The sequence below is a fragment of the Psychrobacter pygoscelis genome, from assembly GCF_004335015.1.
In the GTDB taxonomy this organism is placed as follows: Bacteria; Pseudomonadota; Gammaproteobacteria; order Pseudomonadales; family Moraxellaceae; genus Psychrobacter; species Psychrobacter pygoscelis.
The window spans coordinates 852,800-875,260 of sequence record NZ_RQRU01000001.1 but is presented as its reverse complement, the minus strand read 5'-3'; the positions used below and the strand labels follow the sequence as shown (position 1 = coordinate 875,260).

Sequence of the window (22,461 nt, the reverse complement as noted above, 5' to 3'; positions counted from 1 at the left end):
CTGTTAGCTATTTTATAAGTAATTAACTTAAATAGGACAAATACCATAATAAGCCGCTGACAGGTGCTACTGTTCTTTGAGGTTTAAAGGTAAATCCTAACAGTCCCAATAATGGCGGTAGCGGCATTGCACCTAAACGGGCACTATCTTCTCTGGTAAAGCTATGTTAACTGGCAATACCTTGAAGTTACGCGGCTATCAGAGTATTAGTTTATTGTTTCTAGATTGGTGGTACTATGTTCTTCAATCTATTTAGCTATTGAGTTTTAATAATGGATATTGTGGTTTAGTTATTTATTAAGATAAATAAAAAACCAAGTCGTAATATTACGGCTTGGTTTTTACTTATTTATAATTGCTTAGATATTGTTAGTGTTTTTTAGTGGGTTTAACTGGTTATGGAATCATATGGCTTCCTCTTTAATGAGTAGCTTCCTTAATAAAAAACCACTGTTTAAAATTTACTTACTTGCGCTAAAGCTAATTTATATTATTTTATTTTGAACTAACTATAGTTTATATAGTCAATCCGATTTAAAATTGGAAGGTAAAAAAGTAGCTGGTATAGATTTATTGGCTAGAAGTTATGAGATGGCTAAGGCAGGCGTAAATTTATCCTAGCGACTCTATATCAAACCTAAAACGGATTGACTGTAGACGTGGGTTAATTTTAACTGTTACTTGATTTTTAGTATTAATGTCAGTGTGTATAGACTAATCATACTGTTACTCTGTTAATTATTTTGTCTTTTCGACCAGTCTCTTTTATCGCTTTATTGACGCTAAACATACTATCTAGCGTCGCCTATCCACTTGAATTATGCTATGATTTTGCGAAGTTAAACCCCTCTGTTATTGCGTTAAATCTAGGAGATATTCCTTTGCCAGCTTCCTCAACCACCAGCCAAAATCATAACCGCGTGCAGCAAGTAAATGCACCGCGAATTCTCGTTATGGCAGCAGGTACTGGTGGTCACGTCTTTCCTGCATTGGCCGTTGCTGAGGAGTTGGTCAATCACGGCGCTGTTATCCATTGGCTGGGTACGCCAAGTGGTATGGAAAATGACTTGGTAAAGCCATCCGGCTATCCTATGCATGCCATTCATATGCAGGGGCTTCGTGGTAAAGGTATTGGAAGGCTATTAAAACTACCTGGCACCTTGTTGTCTGCGACCCTAGCTGCGGTAAAGATTATCCGTAGTAATCAGATTGACTTGGTGATTGGCTTTGGTGGTTATGTGACGGCGCCAGGCGGCTTAGCAGCTCGCATGACAGGAACGCCACTGGTGATTCATGAGCAAAATGCGATAGCGGGTATGAGTAATCGTTATTTAGCGAAGATGGCCAGTAAAGTACTTCAAGCTTTTGAGCATACCTTTAGTGACAGTAGCAAGTCGGCCAAGCTTGAGACAGTAGGTAACCCAATTCGTAACGCCATCTCAGGGGTCGCAGTACCTAATCAACGTTATGACTTGACCAGTCAGCAGCCATTAAAGCTACTGATCGTTGGTGGATCACTTGGCGCGCAGGTCCTAAATGAGACCGTGCCTCAGACCCTAGCATTGATGCAACAGCCGCTACAAGTCCGCCATCAGTGTGGGCGCAATAATGAAGCAGCGACTCAGACTGCATACGCGAGCGTAGATACCAGTCGTCATCAGGTAGAGGTGAGTCCTTTTATAGAAGACATGGCGGCTGCATACAACTGGGCAGACATTATCGTATGCCGCGCTGGGGCTTTGACAGTGACAGAAATTCAGAACGTCGGTATCGCCGCGATATTTGTGCCTTTGCCGCATGCGGTAGATGACCATCAGACAGCCAATGCGAAAACTCTGACAGATATTGATGCTGCCATACTACTGCCGCAAAGGGAGTTGACAGCGCCAAGGCTCGCAGAGCTATTATCATCTCTTGATCGTAGCCAATGTCTGGCGATGGCAGAGCGAGGTTATGCTCAGGCACAGCGCGGCGCTAGTCAACGTGTTGCTGATATTGTTTTGCAGATGCTAGCCACAGCGTAGCACTTCTGACAGTGAGCTGGTTTTAGTCTGTCTTAAGGTACTTTATATCGCGACTACGCCCAACGCTTTTCACGATTATATTTATATTGATTAACTTTGAGAGTCCATTATGCTCCTAGAAACTGGTAGCGATACGGGTACTAAATCAGTACCAACCACACCGAAAGCTTTACCAAAACGCCTGATAGAAATCCCTGAAATGCGCCGAATCCAACATATCCACTTTGTGGGCATTGGCGGTTCTGGTATGTGTGGTATTGCAGAAGTAATGCATAACCAAGGCTATGGGGTAAGCGGCTCGGATATTAAGGACAGTCCTGTTACTGAGCGTCTGCGTGACGCAGGAATTGAAGTCTATATCGGCCATGACTCCAAAAATATCGCTAATACTGATGTGCTGGTAGTGTCTACCGCCATTGATCGTAACAACCCTGAGATTCAAGCCGCCTTAAAAGCTCGTCTACCTGTAGTACGCCGTGCTGATATGCTAGGCGAGCTTATGCGCTATCGTCATAGCATCGCTGTGGCAGGCGCTCATGGCAAGACCACGACGACAAGCCTGCTGACCACTATGCTTGATGAAGCAGGGCTAGATCCTACTTATGTCATAGGTGGTAAATTAAATGCTTCGGGTAAGAATGCAGCGCTCGGTGGCAGTCGCTACCTAGTCGCCGAAGCGGATGAGTCAGATGCCTCATTTTTATCTTTGCATCCTATGGCGGCAATTGTCACCAATATCGATCAAGATCATATGGAGACGTATGAGAATAGCTTTGATAAGCTCAAAGCGGCTTATGTTCAGTTTTTACAAAACATGCCTTTCTATGGTCTAGCTGCTGTTTGCGGTGATGACAGCGAATTGTATGCCATGATTGATGATATTGGTCGTCCGGTATTGACTTTTGGCCTTGAGCCACACAATGATGTTCAGGCAGTAGATGTCAAAAGTGAGGGTACGAGGACACATTTTACGGTATTGCGAAAGGATCGAGAGCCTTTAGCACTGACCCTAAACATCCCAGGCGAGCATAATGTTTATAACGCCTTGGCCGCTATCACCATGGCGACAGATGAAGGTGTTGACGATGAGGCCATCAAGCGTGCCCTGCAGAAATTTGCGGGCGTAGGTCGTCGATTCGAGCAGCAAGCTTGCGTTGCTGTAACCAACGATGATGGCAGCTCAGAAGGCGATATACTATTAGTCGATGACTATGGTCACCATCCAAAAGAAGTTGAAGCCACTATCAAAGCCGCGCGCCAGAGCTATCCTGATCGCCGTTTAGTCATGCTGTTTCAGCCGCATCGCTATAGCCGGACCCGTGACTGCTACGATGATTTCGTAGAGGTGCTATCGAGTGTGGATGAGCTATTGATGTTAGATGTCTATTCAGCAGGAGAAGCACCTATCACTGGCGCTGATACCAAGTCATTGGCGCGTAGTATCCGGTTACGTGGTGAGGTAGAACCAAACTTGGTCGATAAAGACAATCTGGCGCCGGTGATGCAGCGTTTACTCAAAGCTGGGGATTTATTGATCACCCAAGGCGCGGGTAATGTGGGTCAGATTGCTCTTGATCTTGCCGCCAATGACCTGTATCTAACGGCTGATAAGTAGAGCATTATTCTCTATTAAAATTATCAAAATAGCTTAAAATTAACTGTATTTCTCGAGAAAATTATTATGGTTGCTGTCAACTCTAACCCTACGAATAATGTGCCTGATCAAGCCCAAGTTAACAATGTTAATGCCACTACTGCATCTCAAAGCCCATCTGTAATCAGCAAAAGTCACAATGATGCTGACCCAAGTGTCTTCGGTAAGGTTGCGGTAGTCTGCGGGGGACATAGCAATGAGCGCGAAGTCTCATTAAATAGTGGTATGGCCGTCTTGACAGCACTGCAGGCGCAAGGTGTGGATGCGGAGCAATTTGATCCGAAGCATCAAGATATTACTGAGCTTAGACAATACGATCGCGTGTTTAATGTATTGCATGGTCGCGGCGGCGAAGATGGTCAATTGCAAGGTCTACTGGAGTGGCTACAGATTCCGCAAACAGGTTCTGGCATCTTAGCATCGGCGCTAGGTATGGATAAAGTGCGAACCAAGCAGCTTTGGCAGGGCTGTGGTATTGCTACCGCACCTTTTGCCATATTGACCGAGCAGACGGATTGGCAGCAAATTGTAAATACTTTAGGATTGCCGCTGATTATTAAGCCGGTTCATGAAGGCTCTAGTATCGGTATGAGTAAAGTCAATCAATTAGATGAGCTACCCGATGCTTTTAAGCGAGCCGTCGAATGTGGTGATGTAGTCATGGCTGAGAAGTGGATTACTGGCCGCGAGTTTACCATTGTGATTATCGATGATGAAGCGTATCCTGTCATTCGTCTAGAGCCTGCTGATATTACCAATTTCTACGATTATGAAGCAAAATACAATCGTAATGATACGTCATATTTCATTCCTTGTGGGCTGTCGGCAGACGATGAAAAATACCTACAATCCTTAAGTCTGGCTGCCTTCCGCGCTGTAGATGCAAAAGGTTGGGGGCGTATCGATGCCATGCAGGATGAGGCGGGTAACTTCTGGCTACTAGAGATTAATACAGTACCTGGAATGACGGATCATAGCTTGGTTCCGATGGCGGCTAAGGCTAAGGGCTTGGATTTTGAATCCTTATGTTGGCACATTCTAGCCCAGACTTTATAGTCCCTTAATGCGCCGTGGTAATTAGGGCGTTGAAGCTTTTATGGCTACTAAAGTTGCTTGACTATAAGTTAACGCCATAGTTAGGGTGGTAATAGTTAATCAATACCACACTATAACCGCTATTGTTAATAGCTTACACAATCGTAAATTAACAAGTTATCTTGTGTAAAAGCTAGAGATTAGCAAAGGATTTGACTATTGTTTGACTTAATAATGCGTTACTATAGTACTATTTAGGTAAGCTTCTGCTTTTTAAAATAGGTTGAATTTTATCTTAAAACAATTTAATTATCTGACGTGCGAAGCAGAAGCTTAGTAACTAAATGAGGGTCGCAAGCTTTGGCTGGTTTCTAATTAGTGGTTCATAAAATGGTAGCATCTAAAGATTATCGCCCTTGAACTCTAAATCAAGCTTGACTATAGAGCATAGTTTTACCAAACCTAAGTCTATTATTTTGGTGCGTGCCTTGTTTGATTATTTTGTATTCTCCTATAAGTTAACAAATCGCTTGGATAAAAAACGAAGTGTAACTGCTTCGTTGTTATAGATGGCTTAAAGGTTGGTTATAGAGTCAGCCGAACAGATAGATTGGATTACTGGTCTCTTGTAGATACCAAGTCTGGCATTATACTTATTAACACTAGTCCACTAGTTGATAGGGTTAATATCTGGCTTTAATTTCTAGTTTGAACCGCTTTAGAGCAAAAGCATAATTACCACATAATTAACTGTAAAAATACTTGGTGTAATAACATTCAATGTTAGATGGCTCGACATTACAATCAGACGCTAATGAGTCCAGCTCAGAAGATCATGCTTCCCGAGCCTCTTTTGCTATGCCTAAGTGGTCTCGATATTTAGTCTATATTCTATTGGCTATTATCATTGCTGCTGTCGTCTCTTTTGCGATTCGTAGTTACCAAGATGCGCCACCAGCGGCTATATACATTAGTCCTACCGGCTTATCGTCCGCACAATACCACACCTTAAAAGCGACAATGGGCGAGCAGGCTGCAGGTAGCTACTTTAGTGCAGACTTACAGTCTATGCGCAATATTGCATTAGGATTGTCTTGGGTAGATGAGGTCAGCGTAGTCAGAGACTGGCAGCGCGGTATTGTGGTGACTGCTCTACCAAAGCAGGCCGTCGCAAAGTTCGGTACTGAGCGCTTGGTCGATGCAAAAGGTCAAGTATTTGTCCCAGCAGATGCGGCAGCGACAAAGATAAGTTCAGAGCAATTGGTCACCCTGCAGGGTAGCAAAAATCAAGCGCCTGTCATTATGCAGCAAATGCAGCAAATTAATGATTGGTACGACCCCCTTGGTATTAAAGTAGTCGACATTATCCTAACCCCGAGAATGACTTGGATTGTGCGCTTTGATGATGGGTTTCGCGTAATTGTTGATAACGAAAATACCGCGCAAAAGTTATTAAACCTTAGCCAGTTATTAGGCAATCAGCTAAAAAGTCGTCGATCTGATATTCAAGCCGTTGATCTACGCTATAAAAATGGTTTTGCCATTACTTGGAAATCTGACAATGGACTTTTAAAATCAGCACCAAAGCCTGTGGTGACTGAGGATCTAGCTCAAGATTCTGACGTACAATACGATTAAAAAGCGCTTAATCGTCCCTGCCTGTGTCAGCTTCAAATGGTATAAGCTGTAGTGATATCGGCTCTAGTGGTTTCGGCTTAGGCGGTTTAAATTAAGTATAAGTAGCAGTGTAAATTTGCATTTTAGTACCGCTACTAGCTACAGTAATCTTGTAGTAGTAACCTTTAGATTTAAGTGTTTAGACTGGCGTGATGGTTTTTAGATTGGCATCCGATGAGCGTTTTTACGCCTAGATGCTAAATATCAAAGGCTAAATGCGAGATACTAAAGTTTTATTGAAAAAGCCATGCTTTAAGCACAGCAGTAAAAAAGAAAAGATAAGGATTCGTGATTCTCTAGCCGTACATTTGTAGTGAGTGCGCGATAACGATTATGTTCTTATTATCTCAGGTGCTAGGGTAGTGCAGTGTTTAGTTCTAATGTCTTAAAGTTGTTTTTGAATATTAAAAACGTCTTTTGCTTCCTCTAATTGTAATAGTTTGCTTGCCAACATGAAAAAAACTGAAAATCTGGTCGTCATTCACTTAAGTGCCTCTGCTGTCTATGCAGTGATAGGTCAAGTTGTGTCTGCATCAGACATTCGAATCATGGGTGTGGGTCAGATAGCAAATAATGACTTCTTTCAAGGGCAAATAAAGCATTGGGAGCGCTTAAAAAGCGCCATTCGACAAGCCATTCAAGATGCTGAAGATATGGCTAATTGCCGAGTGCATAGTGTTTGGTTAACCTTATCCACCCCTGAGCTTGTGAGTAAAAACAGTGCTGGGAATGTGGTGATAGAAGAAGAGCGAGTGCAAACTAAAGACATCGTCCGCGCTCTGAGCTTGGCTAAGTCTAAAGACATGCCCAATAATTACTACCTTATGCATCATTGCCAGCAAGGTATCTATGTCGATGACCAAGAGAACATGGTTGACGATGTTATAGGTATGTATGCCAACAATATATCGGTTATGTATCATCTAATGATGATGCCAGTAGCCAGTCGACAAAATATTCAAAAGCTCCTCCAAGAGTGTGATGTCAGTATCGATCATATGCTCTTTGATGCCGTCTCCAGTGCTGAGTATAGCTTGATGAGAGAAGAGCGTGAGCAAGGCGTTTGCCTTATCGATATTGGCGCTAGTACTACTAGTGTCTGTGTCTATAAAGAAAACAAGCTGATCTTTACGGGCTGCGTGCCGCAAGGCAGCTTGATGGTTACTATGGACATCTCAGCAGATATGAATATCTCGATGATTGAGGCAGAGAAGCTCAAAAAACGCCACGGTACTGTCGATGTCAATAGCATTGATCCTAGCCAGTTCGTCCTAGTGAAGCCGCAGGGCAGTACGGATGAGATTACGGTTAATATGCATAACCTAGCTGAGATTATTGCGGCGCGTTATATTGAGATATTTAAAGCGGTATTCGGTCAAGTCGTTGACGCTGGTCTATTTGATTATCTAGATCGGGGTGTGGTGCTAAGTGGCGGCGGCAGTACTATTAAAGGTATTATTCCTTTTGCAAAAAAACTGCTAAATATGCCAGTATTTTTGACCAATCCGCATACTGCCATTACTGCTTATCATCACGGTGAAGATGATGAGGCTTTTAAGCGTTTGAGTAGTCAGGTGAACGCGCGGGTATTCCAGACTGCGTTTGGAGCACTGTTATATAGTCAAAGTGAGCAATTCCGTTATAGTGAAAAAAGCTCACCTGATGCGTTGGCACAGAATAAAGTAACAGGGCTTATGCAGCGCTTAAACCAAGTCTTAAAGCGTCTGCTGTAGCCATTGTGCTGGCACTGATTCAACGGTAGGATGCTAATAATTCTTATGGCAGGCTATTAATCATTACTGATGAGCTTAAGCGCCGCGCTTTAGTATTGTATGATACGCACTATTTTATTATGCTATTAGCATTTATAGACTTGTGGCGAGTTTATGTACTCATCCTATAGTGCAGCTATATTGCAATTTGGCATTGTCTAGCTATTGAGTACCAACAGATTTAGAATTGAGTATCAACGAACTTAAATAAGTTAGTGACTGCTTAATGTTAAATATTATTAGTCGCTATAGCGCTACATAGTAGATGATATGGTCACTTAAGTGGCATTGGGCTGAACGATAAAATGGATCAGCAGTTTGTCCTAGTAGCCGCCAATTTAAATGTTATTCGAGAGTTCGTATTATTTAAGTAGTACAGTTGATCGTAGTAGCCTTGCTTTATTATGAGCAGCTGCCGACAGCTTAGCTAATCTTGATGATCTTCGAAATGACGAATGATCAAACCCTTATATTATCCTTATCGATCAAATTGAATGTTGATGGTGCAATAATTCAGTGAAACAAGTCGGGAATGACTTAAGCTGTAATGACCATCACCAACTGGAGAATGAAACTTATGTCAAAGTACACCATGTCAGATGACAATCAACCTCATCATAACGGCCAAGCTCGTTTTACTGTATTCGGGGTCGGCGGCGGCGGCGGTAATGCTGTCGAGCACATGGTGCAACAAGGCATCAAAGGCGTGACATTCGTCTGTGCCAATACCGATAGACAAGCACTCGACCGATTGACCGCACCCAATAAGTTGCAGCTTGGGGCGAAGACCAACCGTGGACTGGGTGCCGGAGCTAATCCTGAAGTAGGTCGTGAGGCCGCTGAAAGTGAAGAAGAGGCAATCCGTCAATTATTAGAAAACTCTGACATGGTATTTATCACCGCAGGTATGGGCGGCGGTACAGGTACAGGCGCCGCGCCTGTAGTGGCTAGAATTGCCAAGGAGATGGAAGTATTGACGGTTGCCGTAGTCACCACGCCATTTAAGTTTGAAGGTGGTAAGCGTATTAAGGCAGCCAAAGCTGGTATCGAGCAGCTGACCAACTTCGTAGACTCTATCATTACTATCCCTAATGATAAGCTAATGAGTGTCTATGGTAATATTTCTATGAAAGACGCGTTCAAAAAAGCCGATGACGTCTTACTGCACGCGGTCCAAGGTATTGCTGAGACCATCGCGCGCTCAGGGTTGGTCAATATTGACTTTAACGATATTCGCACGGCGATGACCGCTAAAGGTCATGCCATGATGGGTATTGGCCGTGCCAGTGGTGATGACCGCGCTCGTCAGGCAACAGAAAAAGCGATTAAATCACCACTACTTGATGATTTACGCTTAGAAAATGCCAAAGGTCTACTGGTAAACGTTGTCTCTTCTGAGACGTTATCACTAGATGAATTTAGCAAAATTAGTGAGATTGTTGAAGGTATTACGGATACCGACGATGCCAATATCTTCTATGGCTCTGTGGTAGATGAAGAGATGGGCGATGATTTGCATGTCACCGTTATCGCTACAGGTCTGACTCTTGATGATCAAAAAGATGTGACACCGATTCCTTCTGTGAACAGCACCAAATCTGTTGACCCAAGCTTACACACTAGTGCTTTGAACAATCAAAAGAAATCGCAAACGCAAATGTTTCAGGACAGCATTACTGGCTCAGTAACTCAAGGGGGAGCGTCGACTCACTCTCCACAGACACCGCCGACCAAGACCAATAGTATTCAGGACTATCTAAAGCGTCAACAAAATAAGTAACTGATACACTTAGATTCTGTTTAGAAGACCAGCGCCATTCGCTGGTCTTTTTATATGCCTAATATTTGTACTCTTAATGCTAATAGTGCCTTGAACTGGCAAGTCAGAAGAGAAGATATAGGTGATAATTATTAGATAGATAACAACGCTTCAGAAAAATAAATCACAGTTATTGTTTTAATGAGTCTAATATAGAATGGCATTACCCTACCGGCAAATGGTACACTTACTGCAAATGTAACAAAAGATGTAGGCGGTCAGATAATGAGACAGCGAACGATCAGTAAGTCGATTAGCACTAAGGGCATTGGTCTACACAGTGGCAAAACGGTTGCGCTTTCTTTTCAGCCGCTACCGCCAGACCACGGTATTATATTTGAGCGCTCAGACTTACCGGGTACTCCTAGGATTCCCGCTCAGGCAACACTGGTAAGAGACACCATGATGTCGTCCAATCTTGTTAAAGACGAGGTGCGGATCGGTACTGTAGAGCATCTATTAAGCGCAGTTGCCGGCTTAGGTATCGATAACTTACTTATTCAAGTTTCTGCTGCTGAAGTGCCAATTATGGACGGTAGTGCCTTGCCATTTGTGAACTTACTACTAGAGGCAGGACTGGTTGAGCAGTCTGAGCTTAAGAAGTTTTTACAAATTGTTGAACCCGTTAAGGTTACTGCAGAAGATAAATGGGCGCAGCTAACGCCTTTTACAGGGTTTGAGTTAAACTTTGAAATTGACTTTAGTCATCCTGCCTTTAATAAAGATTATCAGCACGCTACTTTGGCGTTCTCAAGCGAGAATTTTATCTCTCAGCTAAGCCGAGCTAGAACGTTTGGATTTTTAAAAGACATCGAACAGCTGCGTCGGCACAATTTAGCGTTAGGGGGGAGTATGGATAATGCTATTGTACTCGACGACAAAAAGATTATTAATGCTGAGGGTCTCAGGTTTAGTGATGAGTTCGTTCGTCATAAGATATTAGATGCTATTGGTGATTTATACTTAATTGGTTACCCACTATTGGCAAAATTTAGTGCTTATAAGTCGGGTCACGCGCTAAATAACCAACTTATTAAGCAAGTATTGTCTTCACCAGATAGTTTTGAAATTGTAACTTTTGATGACAATGTAAAATGTCCGGTCGATTATTTTAAAATAAATAACAAGGTATCAATATAAAATTTCACTTTATGAGGGGCAGTGGCGTTACATTGTCGAAATATTTTAACTTGTAAATATAATCAGTTTAATGTCGCTGCTAATCACCTCGGTAAATCTCCCGCTTATCCCTGTTAAGCCCCAAAATCTATAATATCTATAATTCAGTAGTGGGTTAAGGTTATCGCTCTTCAAAGAGAGTAAGCCAAACTTAAGGAAATAATATTTTCTTAAAAATCGGTCAAAACCAGCAATTAAATTACATAAGTTTACATTGTAAATAGGTTGTTAGTCCTCTTTTGCCAGTCTGAGTAGTGATTTTTGCAGCGCCTCATCCTTAATGACATGTTTTGCCGCGTGTGCTATAGTCTGCCTAGTCGTTTCGCTGAGGCCTTTTACATTATGGCTCGAAGCAGAGTTAGGCTTGATCAATGGCTCTGTTTTAGTCGGTGTAACGATAATGCGAATTTCACGAATTTGTGAAAATTGAATAGACTGTTCTCTGAGTAGCCGAACGTAATCAGATTGTAAATATCTAATATGATTGGCGGCAGTTTGTGAGTGTACACTTAGGGTAAGTTGATCTTCAGTAAGCCCGACTACTTGACAAGTTTTGACGATTTCCTCTGGTAGACAATCTACCAGTATTTTTTTGATATCGTCGGTGGCCTGTGTGAGTCGCTTTAAAGTATTCGCTAATGTATTGGGTAGAGCACTTTTAGCGGCAGATTGATGATCTATAAGAGCAGCAAGGTGGTTGGGCTTCTTAGACATAAAGTAGACCTATTAGCTAACTACTGAGTGGTGATGATATGTCAGTTTATCATGATTCATTACCATTAGGCGTCTGCGACGACATTCGATAAATAGTCGGGCAGGCGCTAGTATTTTTTAGGAATTTTTTCTTACGTCATGGATGACGTAAATTATTGAATGATGCATAGGCAGGAATTTTATGAGAAAGGCATTACTAATCTTGGCCACATTGGGGCTAGGTATGGCGCAGACCAGCGGCGCTGTTGAGACCACTTTTCAACCAAATTATACCTTGAGTCAATCTACCGCCAATTTTGGTTCTTCTAATAACACTTATAATAGCTATTCTTATCGCGGCGCATCAGCCTCTCAAGTTGCCAGTGATGATGAAATTTCACAAGCCATTCAAAGTTTAAGTGCGCAAGCCAAGCAAAAAGAAGACCGCCTAGCAAATTTAGCCGAAAAGCTTACCCAGCAGCAAGCGCAAGCAAATGTCAGTGTTCTAAGTCGTAATTCTGCTCCAGCCATCGCGGCAGCAAGAGCTGCCCAAGCGGCTCATTCTAGTAGTACTGGTCGCTGTGCTCGTTATGTCAGAAAAGCCCTGCAAGCTGCAGGCTATGAATTCACACCAAACCCTTCTGCCTATCAATACGCTTCGCGCGGTACTTTAGCCAATGCAGGCTTCGTCAAGATTAGCAACAACACTACTCCTCAAGTTGGCGATGTGGTCGTCTTTAATCGCTCAGCTAAGCATCGACATGGTCATATCCAAATCTTTGATGGCTCCAATTGGGTTTCGGACTTTCGTCAAGATGACATCAATCCATATAGTGGCTCTTATTCTTATACCACATGGCGAGATGGCCGTTATTTAGACGATGCTTCTAATAAAGGCATTTACTTAGCAATGGCAGATGATTAAATAACTCAGCTTTGATAGCTGATATTCTTTATCGGTGAGTCAAGCTACTATTAGCTCAGCAATAAGTTGCCCTTTTTGCTGAGTTTTTTGTGGGCGGAGAATTCGTACATTTCTAATGACTCTAAAATGACCATTATTACAGCTCTTATTAGCATTTATTTAATATACCAGCCATATTCTTGGTTTGGGTAGAGTGATAGCTTACTACGATAAGTTTAAGCATAATTTATTGCTTTTTTTAGAGCAAGATTATCAATGGAGTAAGTATGCAAACGTGGTTAAAAATATCTTTATTGGGCATGATGACAGTGTCAGCGCTACCACTGGTAAATGCCAGTACTGAGACGCCTCAATATGCTGCCGATGATGTTCCTGCGTTGCCGCAAATACGTCCTGCTGATAAGGGACAATCGGCGCTGAGTTTTACTCAGGCGAATAATGATGAGATTAGTGAAGCGATAGATGCCTTGAGCCGTCAGGCACAGGTCAAAGAAGATGCTTTAGCGCAGCTAGCAGCTCAGCTTGAAGAGAAACATGATGAATACGAGCAGACTCAAGAAGCACTCGCTTTAAGTCGCCGTGGTATTTTGGCGGCGTTGCCCGTTGATGGTTACCGAGTCAGCTCTAATTATGGGCATCGAACGATCTTTGGTAAAAGTCAGTTCCATAAAGGTATAGACTTAGCAGCACCTGCAGGCTCTCCAGTCTATGCGACAGGTCCAGGTGTGGTCACGCGCGCAGGCTGGGTGAGGGGGTATGGTCAGTTTGTAGAGATTGATCATGGCGCAGGCTTAATATCACGCTATGGTCATAACTCTAAGCTGCATGTCCGTGTTGGTGATCGGGTGTCGATGCGCCAGCGAATTGCTGATGTTGGCTGTACTGGTCGTTGTACCGGCCCCCATGTACACTATGAGGTGTTAAAAAATGGTCAGCACTCAGACCCTAATATACATCTGGCAATGGCTTCAAGATAGCCTCTTACATTCTTGAGCTTTGTACTGTTCATTCCTATATTTATCAGGGTATCTTCTCAAGAACGCTTAAACGGTTAGAAAAATTACTGCCTGCCAATAGTATGCCAATAGTGCCGATTGTGGAAGTCGGGGGTAGGGGCATGTTGCGGAGCATAATAAAATGCGATACCGTCTAAGTTTAAGATAACACAGGGGTGTAGGTCGGTAAGAGGCAATAGAGACTTAGGCAGCTGCTTGAGATCAATAGTTAAGTGCCGTTGTAATAAAGTAGGATAGGCTGGGCAGAATTCGGAAGACTGGATAGCAGTAGGATTAATAGTGTAAGTGCTAGGACAAAAATCGCTTACTGGAGACACGCCATATTTTGTGAAGGCAGAGTTGCTATCGTTATTATCCTGCCAACTAATATAGGCGCGCTGACGACTTGCTGTTGTCGGCTTATCTTGGGAGAGGTATAAAGGCGGGGGCGGCATATCGTTCGGCTGCCGATAATCTTGAAAATGATAGAGCGCATATTGCCCTGTCGGACTGGCATTGACTTCGACATACTCAGTACCAAACCCACCAATAAAACATTCTAAGCAAGTCCCTTCCCATAGATAGTCGCTAAACATCACCTCCTGCGCGCACCGTGGTAGCCAACCTGAGGACTCAATAAAGGTATTGAGGCGCTCTTGGTCAGCCAGCTCCTTAGGTAGATGAATAAAATAACTCAACCATAGGCGTGGGGTGGAGTCTGTTAACTCAGCTCGCCTATAGGTTTGTGCAAAGGTATTGTGGTTTTGCTCAGTATCAGTACTCTTGTCAGCAGCAGGGTAAGAGATAGCCCTACTATTATTTATTAAGGTACTGTGGGGCAAGGTTTTAAAGGACAAGGCACTAGCGCGTGGATATTGAGCCACGACGGTGACCTCAATTTGAGTCAAGTTATGCTTATTTATTCCCAAGTGCTGTTCAAGATGCGCGAGCTGCGCTATCGTCAATTGAGGGTCTGCCAATACCAGCCTAAACTGGCGTGTCTGATAATCTTCAATCGTCATGGATTACGCAATCTTACATCTTGAATTAGGGGTTAGCTAAAGAGTTTATTCTGCATAGCGACTAAGATTAGATAGCTTAGGATTAGCATTTGGGTTGTGTCTTAGTAGTAGTGCCATGCGCCCAATAGAATGAATCATGGTAGAGTCGGTCTCTTGCGCCAGCTCAGCAGCTAGCTCCTCACGCTCGTCTTTACTACCAGCGGATAACCTGACTTTAATAAGCTCGTGATCGTTTAATGCACGATTAATCTCTTCAATAATTGCAGGTGTCACGCCGTTATTGCCTATCATAACGATAGGCTTTAACTCATGACCAATACCTTTTAGGCGTTTTAGTGTAGCATTATCAAGTTGCATAGATGTCCTAATAGATTAACAAAGCTGCATGAATCAGCTCGTAGAATTAAATCTCATAAAATGAATGGATTGCGATTGCTCAATGCATCAGTATAAAAATAGCCAATTGCTCAATCGATAAAGGGCATTATAAATAAACTTGGCTTGCTGTGCAGGGTTTTACTGTCAAATTCAGCGATTTCGGGTAATGAAAATGTTACACTAGAGGCGGCATAACTGTTTACAGGGTTAGATGGATGCTTGCCTTACCGCTATAATTCCCTTATTGCTACTGATTAAGCTTTGGTTTATATCGATATTCTTCTTAAATAGCTAGTACACCCAGCAATTTCACCTTATTTTACTCCTCTATAGAGCAGTCATTAACGGCTGATTTGCTGATTCAAAGTCGACGGAGAAGCCTTAAATTATTCTGTATTGATTTTGAACTAATTTTAGTCAGACGTTATTTAGTCTGAGAAGATTGAAGTTATATAGGCAGAAGCTTGAGCTATGTCGTAGCCACCAATACTGTTATTGATAATATTATTGAAGATATGGGGGTTTGTTGCAGATTAATTGTGACTGATTGTTCTCTATTCTTTCGTAAATAACTGATTTTTCGTAAATAATTGAGTTAACTAACGCTAGGAGATGGTGTGGCCACCCGAATAAAAAATAAAACGCTATCAAAGAGCAGCCGAGCTTGGATGAAGGAGCATCTTGATGATTATTACGTTAAGCAAGCTCAACAAGAGGGATATCGAGCTAGAGCCGCGTATAAACTACTCGAAATAAATGATAAAACCAAGCTTATTCGTTCTGGTATGACGGTAGTGGATTTAGGCAGTGCCCCAGGTAGCTGGTCGCAAGTAGCTGGTAAGCTTGTTGGTCACAATGGCACCTTGATAGCTTCTGACATATTGCCTATGGATACGCTCGAAAATGTTACCTTTATTCAAGGTGATTTTCGCGAGCAAGAGGTCTTTGATCAGATTATGAAAGAAGTGGGTGACCGAGAAGTTGATGTGGTGTTATCAGATATGGCACCTAATACTACCGGTGCGTCTGCTGTGGATCAGCCAAGAATGATATATTTGTGTGAGCTGGCCGTCGAATTTGCCTTAGAAGTACTGCCTAGCGGTGGTGCACTGATTATGAAAGTATTTCAAGGCGCGGGCACACAGGAGCTGCGCCAACAAATGCAGCAGCAGTTTAGTAAGGTTCGTAGTATCAAGCCAGCAGCATCTCGGCCACGCTCGAAAGAGATGTTTTGGGTGGCGATTAGATAATTAAGATAGCGCTAAAATGGTAGCTGGGTCGATAGGGCGGTCAGAAACTTAAGCTCAATGCGTATGAAAACTGTGTAACTTTAGCTGATTCGGTCAATATCGCTTGAATTTGGCAGGGCGAAACCGCATATCATGATATATTAGCTTATTAAACTTATTTAATGATCTGATAGCAAAGCTAAAGTTGACAGCGCTCATATTGGGTAAGGTTACAGTGGGGTGTTGTACCACAATGCCAAGATTAACCAAAGGTTAATTGCTCAATTTTAAATAGGTTTAGCGTTGCCTGCTTGAGTATCAGTGTGGTCATTGCCCGTATAGTAAGTGCCAAGATAGATAGCAGAGTAGTAAGCGTTACTATATTATTTAAGCATTACTATATTATTATAGCCAAGTAGGCAAGTAAGTTGTGAGTCCAAGTCAGCATGACGGTAGGCGTCATATGGGTGGTAAACTCTCCAATTAGTAAGGGATGGGAAAACTAGTGAGCGACATGGTAAAAAATACCTTATTGTGGCTGGTAGTCATCGGCGTATTAGTGCTGGTGTTTAGCGGCTTTGATCAAACTACAGAACCGGATAATCTAAATTATTCTGAGTTTGTGACAGCCGTATCTGAAAATCAGATAGCCAAAGTTGAGATTGACGGAGAGCAGATCAAAGGTGAGAAGAAAAATGGCTCGCCTTTTGAGACCATCCGTCCAGCTGTGACTGACAACGAACTGATGCCGATGCTGCGCGAGCATAATGTCAATGTTCAAGGTGCGGCTCCTGAGCGTCAAAGCATTCTGATGCAGTTATTGATTGCCAGTTTCCCAGTGTTACTAATTATTGGTCTGTTTTTGTTCTTCATGCGTAATATGCAAGGTGGTGCAGGTGGCCGCGGTGCAGGACCGATGAGCTTTGGTAAATCAAAAGCCAAGATGCTCACTGAAGATCAAATCAAAGTCAATTTTGATGACGTAGCAGGCTGTGAAGAGGCTAAGCACGAAGTTGTCGAAGTCGTCGAATTCTTAAGAGATCCAGATAAGTTTACAAAACTTGGTGCGACTATTCCGCGCGGTATCTTGATGGTAGGGCCGCCAGGAACAGGTAAGACCTTACTGGCAAAAGCAATCGCCGGTGAGGCCAAAGTACCTTTCTTCTCAATCTCTGGTTCTGATTTTGTTGAGATGTTTGTGGGTGTTGGTGCATCACGTGTTCGTGATATGTTCGAGCAGGCCAAAAAGAATGCCCCTTGTATTATCTTTATTGATGAGATTGATGCGGTTGGTCGCCATCGCGGTGCTGGTATGGGCGGTGGTAATGATGAGCGTGAACAGACCCTAAACCAACTGCTAGTAGAAATGGATGGTTTTGAAGGTAATGATGGGGTTATCGTCATTGCCGCGACTAACCGCGCTGATGTGCTTGATAAAGCACTACTGCGTCCAGGTCGTTTTGACCGTCAGGTACAAGTAGGCTTGCCTGATATTAAAGGCCGTGAGCAGATATTACATGTGCATCTGAAAAAGCTACCAAACACGGTAGGCGTAGATCCGCATTCATTAGCGCGTGGTACGCCAGGGTTTAGTGGCGCGCAGTTGGCCAACCTTGTGAATGAAGCTGCCTTATTTGCAGCGCGTCGTAATAAGAAAAGCGTCGATATGAATGACTTTGAAGACGCTAAAGATAAGCTATATATGGGCCCTGAGCGTAAGTCGATGGTACTGCGTGAAGAGGAGCGCCGCGCCACTGCCTACCATGAAGCCGGTCATGCTCTAGTAGCAGAGCTATTGCCTGGTACAGATCCAGTACACAAAGTGACCATCATGCCTCGTGGCTTTGCTCTTGGGGTCACATGGCAGCTGCCTGAGCATGATCAAACCAGTCAAAATAAATCAAAGCTGCTTAATGATATTGCGATTTTATTCGGTGGCCGTATTGCTGAAGAGGTATTTATCAATCAGCAGTCTACTGGCGCATCTAATGACTTTGAGCGAGCTACCAAAATGGCGCGGGCTATGGTTACCAAATATGGTATGTCAGATGCCTTAGGTATCATGGTTTATGAAGATGATGATAGCTCGCAAGGCTATTTTGGCGGCGGCAGTCGCACCATCTCTGAAGCAACTCAGCAAAAAGTCGATGAAGAAGTCCGCCGCATGTTAGAGGAGCAATATGATATTGCTCGTGAGCTGATCGAGGCCAATCAAGATAAGATGCATGCCATGGTCGATGCGTTAATGAAGTGGGAAACGATTGATCGTGATCAGCTTCAAGATATCCTAGCTGGGCTAGAGCCGCGTCCGCCTAAAGTCTATCAGCCAGTAGATGTTACGCCTTCTAAAACGGATCTAACTAAGCCTGCTACTACGCCGCCGCCACTGCCTGCGATGTAGAGGAATAGGTCGAAGTATCGATTAGGTTGAAGAAAGTATTGATGTTGAAATATCAAATCTTGCTCTGTAAAATGATAAAGCCCTTTTAATAAGGGCTTTTTTGTGTCGGTAGGTTTTTAAGTTTGTTATCATATTCATAATAGTCTATACATAATAAACAATACTAGAGTCACTATGTCTTTATATACGTCGCTACCTCAATTTGATATTCACCAAGGGGATAAGAGTCTTAACTTATCTAAGCCTCATGTCATGGGTATCCTTAACGTTACACCTGACTCATTTTCGGACGGTGGACGCTTTAACAGTGTCGATGCAGCTTTAGAGCGTTGCGAGCAGATGATTCATGAGGGTGCGGCGATTATCGATATTGGTGGCGAATCTACTCGGCCTAATGCGCCAGCAGTCAGTAGCGATGAAGAGCTGCACCGAGTGATTCCAGTCGTTGAAGCTATTCGCAGCCGGCTTGGTGACAGTATTTGGTTATCAATAGATACCAGTAGCCCGGAGGTAATACGGGAGGCTCATGCTGCTGGGGCTGATATCTGGAATGACGTGCGCGCGCTAAAGCGGGAGGGCGCAGTTGAGATGGCAGCGCAGCTTAAGCTACCGGTTATGCTCATGCATATGCGCGGTGAGCCTGATACGATGGGCAGTATGACGAGCTATCAAAATGTTATTACTGATGTCTTAGCTGAACTTAAGCAGAGTATTGAGATAGCTGTCGCAGGTGGTGTGGCGCGTGAGCAGCTTATCATCGATCCAGGCTTCGGCTTCGCCAAAGATTATGAGCATCACTGCCAGTTATTGACCCATTTGGCGGCGTTCCAAGCGCTCAATTTACCTTTGATGTTTGGCATCTCAAGAAAGCGCTTTTTGGGTGAGGTGTTGACCCGCAGTGCTATTCCAGCTTGGTTAGACCATAAAAAGGTAGATCGTGACGCTATTGGTAGCGCAGCCGCGCTCCTAGCTGTGCAGCAAGGGGCTAGTATTATACGTACCCACAATGTCGCAATGACGGGTCAAATGTTAGCCTTATGGTCGCAATTAACTGAGTATAATCAAGCTTAGCCTAGCCAAGCATCTTCTATATTTTAAAGTACAAAGACAATAAGTGAGACTGTATGAACAATCCTGAACCAACGAATGAGCAGCGCCGTGTTATCTATCAAGCTCGGCGCGGTCTAAAAGAGCTAGACTTCTATATCGACCCTTATGTCAAAACGCAATATCTGACGGCTGACGCAGATGAGCAAGCGACTTTTGCCAAGCTGCTAACCTATGAAGATCCTGATTTACTTAATTACTTTACCAACCAGGACCGTCCAGAAGATGACGCTGTTATGGGGCTGGTCAATAAAATAAAGTCTTGGCGTCATGCCCTCTAAAAGAACACACTTAATTGCTGCCCTTGGTGACTATTCGACTGGCCTAGGACTGATATGACACCCTTAGAACAAAGGCTTGCAGCAGATGGTAGGGTGAGTACAGCGAGTTTGCGTTTAGACGCTAAAATTGCTACTCGTAGCTCGTATCGTCTCTTCATTTATGCCATTATCGCTGTTTGGATTGCGCTAATGGCTTATCTTGCCGACCTCAACTATTGGCAATTAGCCCTTCTGCTTTTCAGTGCTATTGTTAGCATCGTCGGCGCTTGGCTGACCCAATTACCTGTCGTCCATATCTCCCAACCTGCACTCACGCAGTCTTTATTCAAAGACTGGCAATTGATGATGTCTACCAGCAGAGGCGAAGCCTTATGGCGCGCGGATTTATTGTCAATTCAAGACTATGGGCCAACGGTTGTATTGAAGTTTGCTGTTAGCCATCCACAACGGCGCTCAATCAGCCATGCTTTGTTTCGCGATCAAATGACAGCGCAGTCTTGGCATCAGCTAAAGGTAATAGCGCAGCTGATAAAATAAAGAGCCCTGACATATAGATACAAGAGTAAATAACAAAATTAATAACCTATCATCCTGTAAATCAATACCGTCTAACAAATCTACCATTAGCGCCATAGGTTGGCTTTGCTATAGTAGGCGCTATCATCTTGCAGTATGATTTTTATATAGTAGATTCACTATAAAAAGATTGCCAAGACGTTGATATTTGATGGATGCTACTCTTAATAAAGATTCTGCGTTCCTTGTCGGCGTTGGCAAAGTAAGTCAGAAGACACGCTGAAAGACAAGTTAGAAAAGAAGATTTGATACGCACCGCGCGCTAATGATGACGTGACACTTTTATTGTGAATTGACTATACCAACAACTATTTATAAAGGATAGCAATATGAGCTTATTAGGAAATTTGATTACCCAAGTTGCCAAGTCTGCTATGGACCCAGAAGACAGTCAACGAAACCCTATTAATCAGCGCTTAAATCCGCGCCGAACAGGGGGCTTAGGAGACGTGCTTGGTAGTGTGCTTGGCGGCTCTAATCAAGGCTATAACCCACAACAGTATAATCGTGTCGATCCAAACCAGCTCGGGCTTGATGACTTGCTCGGAGGTCTAATGGGCGGTGGTGGTCTTGGCAGTGTACTAGGCGGCGGGTCACAAGGCTCACGTGGCTTAGGCGGTATGGGTACTGGCGGCTTAGGATCTATCCTCGGTAGCGTGCTTGGTGGTCAACATCGCCGCTCTGGTTTTGGCGGTAAAGGTATGTTGGTCGCAGCTTTAATGCCCTTGGTGTTGTCTTGGATTCAGCGAAATGGTGGCCTATCAGGAGCACTGGGTAAGCTGAGCAGTTTGGGCTTTGGTAATCAGACTCAGTCTTGGATGAGCACCCAAGATGCAAATGATAATGTCGATCCCAATGAGATCGATAAAATCTTTGATCATCATGAAATTATGCAAATAGCTCAAAAGACTGGTGCTGATGAGACAGAAGTGCGTCAAGGTTTAGCCGAGCTATTGCCAGAGGTGGTCAATCAGTTGACGCCCAATGGTGACTTAGCTACTGAGCAAGAAGCCAATGAAGAGATTGAGCAAATTATGGGTCAATTATCAGGTACGCTTAAAGACTTTTAATCGTAGACCCTGATCAAGTGCTTGATAGAATAATTAGCGCTTTTTTAATAGCGGTATTTGATACTTGATCATCAAATACCGTTTTTTATTGGTATTTATAATTAAAAGTCTATGCTGTGCTACACAAGCGTTGAGAATAAACTATGCCGCCTTTATTCAGATAGCTAATCCGTACCTCTGTACCAACCTTCTGCACAATATTTTAGTTATATAGTGGGGCACTGTATATCGATATCGTCAAGCAATACCATGTATTACATTTAATAAACTATTCACTTAATTGATGATACCGTTAATTTAATCGTTTAAATAAATGACTATTTTAATACATCTGCCATAACTATAATTTATACTTATAATAAGAAAGAGTTAGCTTATAAAGGCTGATAAGTAATCTCAATGGTTTTTATCGCTCAACAAAAGCTCAGTATAATTAACAATTAAAACCATATTATGGTTATCATGTTGTTGAAGGAAAATCTCTATTAACTGATGAGTTATTTAAATCATAGATTATTGCTCGATATTTCTCAACTGTAGAGTAAGCTAGTAAACAGCAAGACCAGTAGCTTTAGTAAGCGATTCTAAATCCTTTAAGTAAAGCCATCACTGTCTATTTAGATT

The 22,461-nt window shown here is 43.1% G+C and carries 18 protein-coding genes; 15 read left to right on the top strand and 3 right to left on the bottom strand.

Annotation, left to right across the window (positions count from 1 at the left end; translation table 11 throughout):
- The first annotated feature begins 920 nt into the window (after positions 1-920).
- The 7 genes from murG (at position 921) to lpxC (ending at position 11,121) form a co-directional block, all read left to right on the top strand.
- Positions 921-2,024, top strand: a complete 1,104-nt coding sequence (gene murG / locus EGV92_RS03425; protein WP_423227889.1) for an undecaprenyldiphospho-muramoylpentapeptide beta-N-acetylglucosaminyltransferase — start codon at positions 921-923, stop codon at positions 2,022-2,024.
- A 109-nt stretch (positions 2,025-2,133) separates the two neighbouring features.
- On the top strand, positions 2,134-3,639 hold the full coding sequence (gene murC / locus EGV92_RS03420) for a UDP-N-acetylmuramate--L-alanine ligase (RefSeq protein ID WP_131667791.1): 1,506 nt from the start codon (positions 2,134-2,136) through the stop codon (positions 3,637-3,639).
- A gap of 66 nt (positions 3,640-3,705) precedes the next feature.
- Positions 3,706-4,734: a D-alanine--D-alanine ligase gene (locus EGV92_RS03415; protein ID WP_131667790.1), complete on the top strand. Its 1,029-nt coding sequence runs from the start codon at positions 3,706-3,708 to the stop codon at positions 4,732-4,734.
- A gap of 759 nt (positions 4,735-5,493) precedes the next feature.
- The gene (locus EGV92_RS03410) at positions 5,494-6,351 is read left to right on the top strand and encodes a cell division protein FtsQ/DivIB (protein ID WP_131667789.1); all 858 of its coding nucleotides are present in this window, start codon (positions 5,494-5,496) and stop codon (positions 6,349-6,351) included.
- 491 nt (positions 6,352-6,842) lie between these two features.
- On the top strand, positions 6,843-8,123 hold the full coding sequence (gene ftsA, locus EGV92_RS03405; protein ID WP_131667788.1) for a cell division protein FtsA: 1,281 nt from the start codon (positions 6,843-6,845) through the stop codon (positions 8,121-8,123).
- Positions 8,124-8,739: 616 nt separating this feature from the next.
- Complete coding sequence (ftsZ, locus tag EGV92_RS03400; RefSeq protein ID WP_131667787.1) at positions 8,740-9,942, top strand: cell division protein FtsZ; 1,203 nt, start codon at positions 8,740-8,742, stop codon at positions 9,940-9,942.
- Positions 9,943-10,203: 261 nt separating this feature from the next.
- On the top strand, positions 10,204-11,121 hold the full coding sequence (lpxC, locus tag EGV92_RS03395; protein ID WP_131667786.1) for a UDP-3-O-acyl-N-acetylglucosamine deacetylase: 918 nt from the start codon (positions 10,204-10,206) through the stop codon (positions 11,119-11,121).
- A gap of 267 nt (positions 11,122-11,388) precedes the next feature.
- Here the strand turns inward: lpxC and EGV92_RS03390 are convergent, their stop codons facing one another.
- Entirely contained in the window at positions 11,389-11,874 is a 486-nt protein-coding gene (locus tag EGV92_RS03390) for a DciA family protein (protein ID WP_131667785.1), read from the bottom strand.
- A gap of 181 nt (positions 11,875-12,055) precedes the next feature.
- On the opposite strand from EGV92_RS03390, the gene EGV92_RS03385 reads away from it, so the two are divergent.
- Positions 12,056-12,778 (top strand): CHAP domain-containing protein, encoded by a 723-nt coding sequence (locus tag EGV92_RS03385; RefSeq protein ID WP_131667784.1) that lies wholly within the window; start codon positions 12,056-12,058, stop codon positions 12,776-12,778.
- A 266-nt stretch (positions 12,779-13,044) separates the two neighbouring features.
- On the top strand, positions 13,045-13,755 hold the full coding sequence (locus EGV92_RS03380; RefSeq protein ID WP_242678581.1) for a M23 family metallopeptidase: 711 nt from the start codon (positions 13,045-13,047) through the stop codon (positions 13,753-13,755).
- Between the two features lie 83 nt (positions 13,756-13,838).
- Here EGV92_RS03380 and EGV92_RS03375 read toward each other — a convergent pair whose 3' ends face one another.
- Positions 13,839-14,795: a DOMON domain-containing protein gene (locus EGV92_RS03375; RefSeq protein WP_131667783.1), complete on the bottom strand. Its 957-nt coding sequence runs from the start codon at positions 14,793-14,795 to the stop codon at positions 13,839-13,841.
- Positions 14,796-14,840: 45 nt separating this feature from the next.
- Positions 14,841-15,152 (bottom strand): YhbY family RNA-binding protein, encoded by a 312-nt coding sequence (locus EGV92_RS03370; RefSeq protein ID WP_131667782.1) that lies wholly within the window; start codon positions 15,150-15,152, stop codon positions 14,841-14,843.
- Between the two features lie 638 nt (positions 15,153-15,790).
- Here EGV92_RS03370 and EGV92_RS03365 point away from each other — a divergent pair.
- From EGV92_RS03365 to EGV92_RS03340, 6 genes are all read left to right on the top strand, one after another.
- Positions 15,791-16,423 carry an RlmE family RNA methyltransferase gene (locus EGV92_RS03365; RefSeq protein WP_131667781.1) on the top strand — a complete coding sequence of 211 codons (633 nt, stop codon included), beginning with the start codon at positions 15,791-15,793 and terminating at the stop codon, positions 16,421-16,423.
- Positions 16,424-16,907: 484 nt separating this feature from the next.
- The gene (gene ftsH, locus EGV92_RS03360; protein ID WP_131667780.1) at positions 16,908-18,803 is read left to right on the top strand and encodes an ATP-dependent zinc metalloprotease FtsH; all 1,896 of its coding nucleotides are present in this window, start codon (positions 16,908-16,910) and stop codon (positions 18,801-18,803) included.
- A 174-nt stretch (positions 18,804-18,977) separates the two neighbouring features.
- Positions 18,978-19,874 (top strand): dihydropteroate synthase, encoded by an 897-nt coding sequence (gene folP / locus EGV92_RS03355; protein ID WP_131667779.1) that lies wholly within the window; start codon positions 18,978-18,980, stop codon positions 19,872-19,874.
- 53 nt (positions 19,875-19,927) lie between these two features.
- Positions 19,928-20,191, top strand: a complete 264-nt coding sequence (locus EGV92_RS03350) for an FAD assembly factor SdhE (RefSeq protein ID WP_131667778.1) — start codon at positions 19,928-19,930, stop codon at positions 20,189-20,191.
- A 54-nt stretch (positions 20,192-20,245) separates the two neighbouring features.
- Positions 20,246-20,728, top strand: a complete 483-nt coding sequence (locus EGV92_RS03345; RefSeq protein ID WP_131667777.1) for a hypothetical protein — start codon at positions 20,246-20,248, stop codon at positions 20,726-20,728.
- A gap of 368 nt (positions 20,729-21,096) precedes the next feature.
- Positions 21,097-21,837 carry a YidB family protein gene (locus EGV92_RS03340; RefSeq protein ID WP_131667776.1) on the top strand — a complete coding sequence of 247 codons (741 nt, stop codon included), beginning with the start codon at positions 21,097-21,099 and terminating at the stop codon, positions 21,835-21,837.
- The last annotated feature ends 624 nt before the right edge of the window (positions 21,838-22,461 follow it).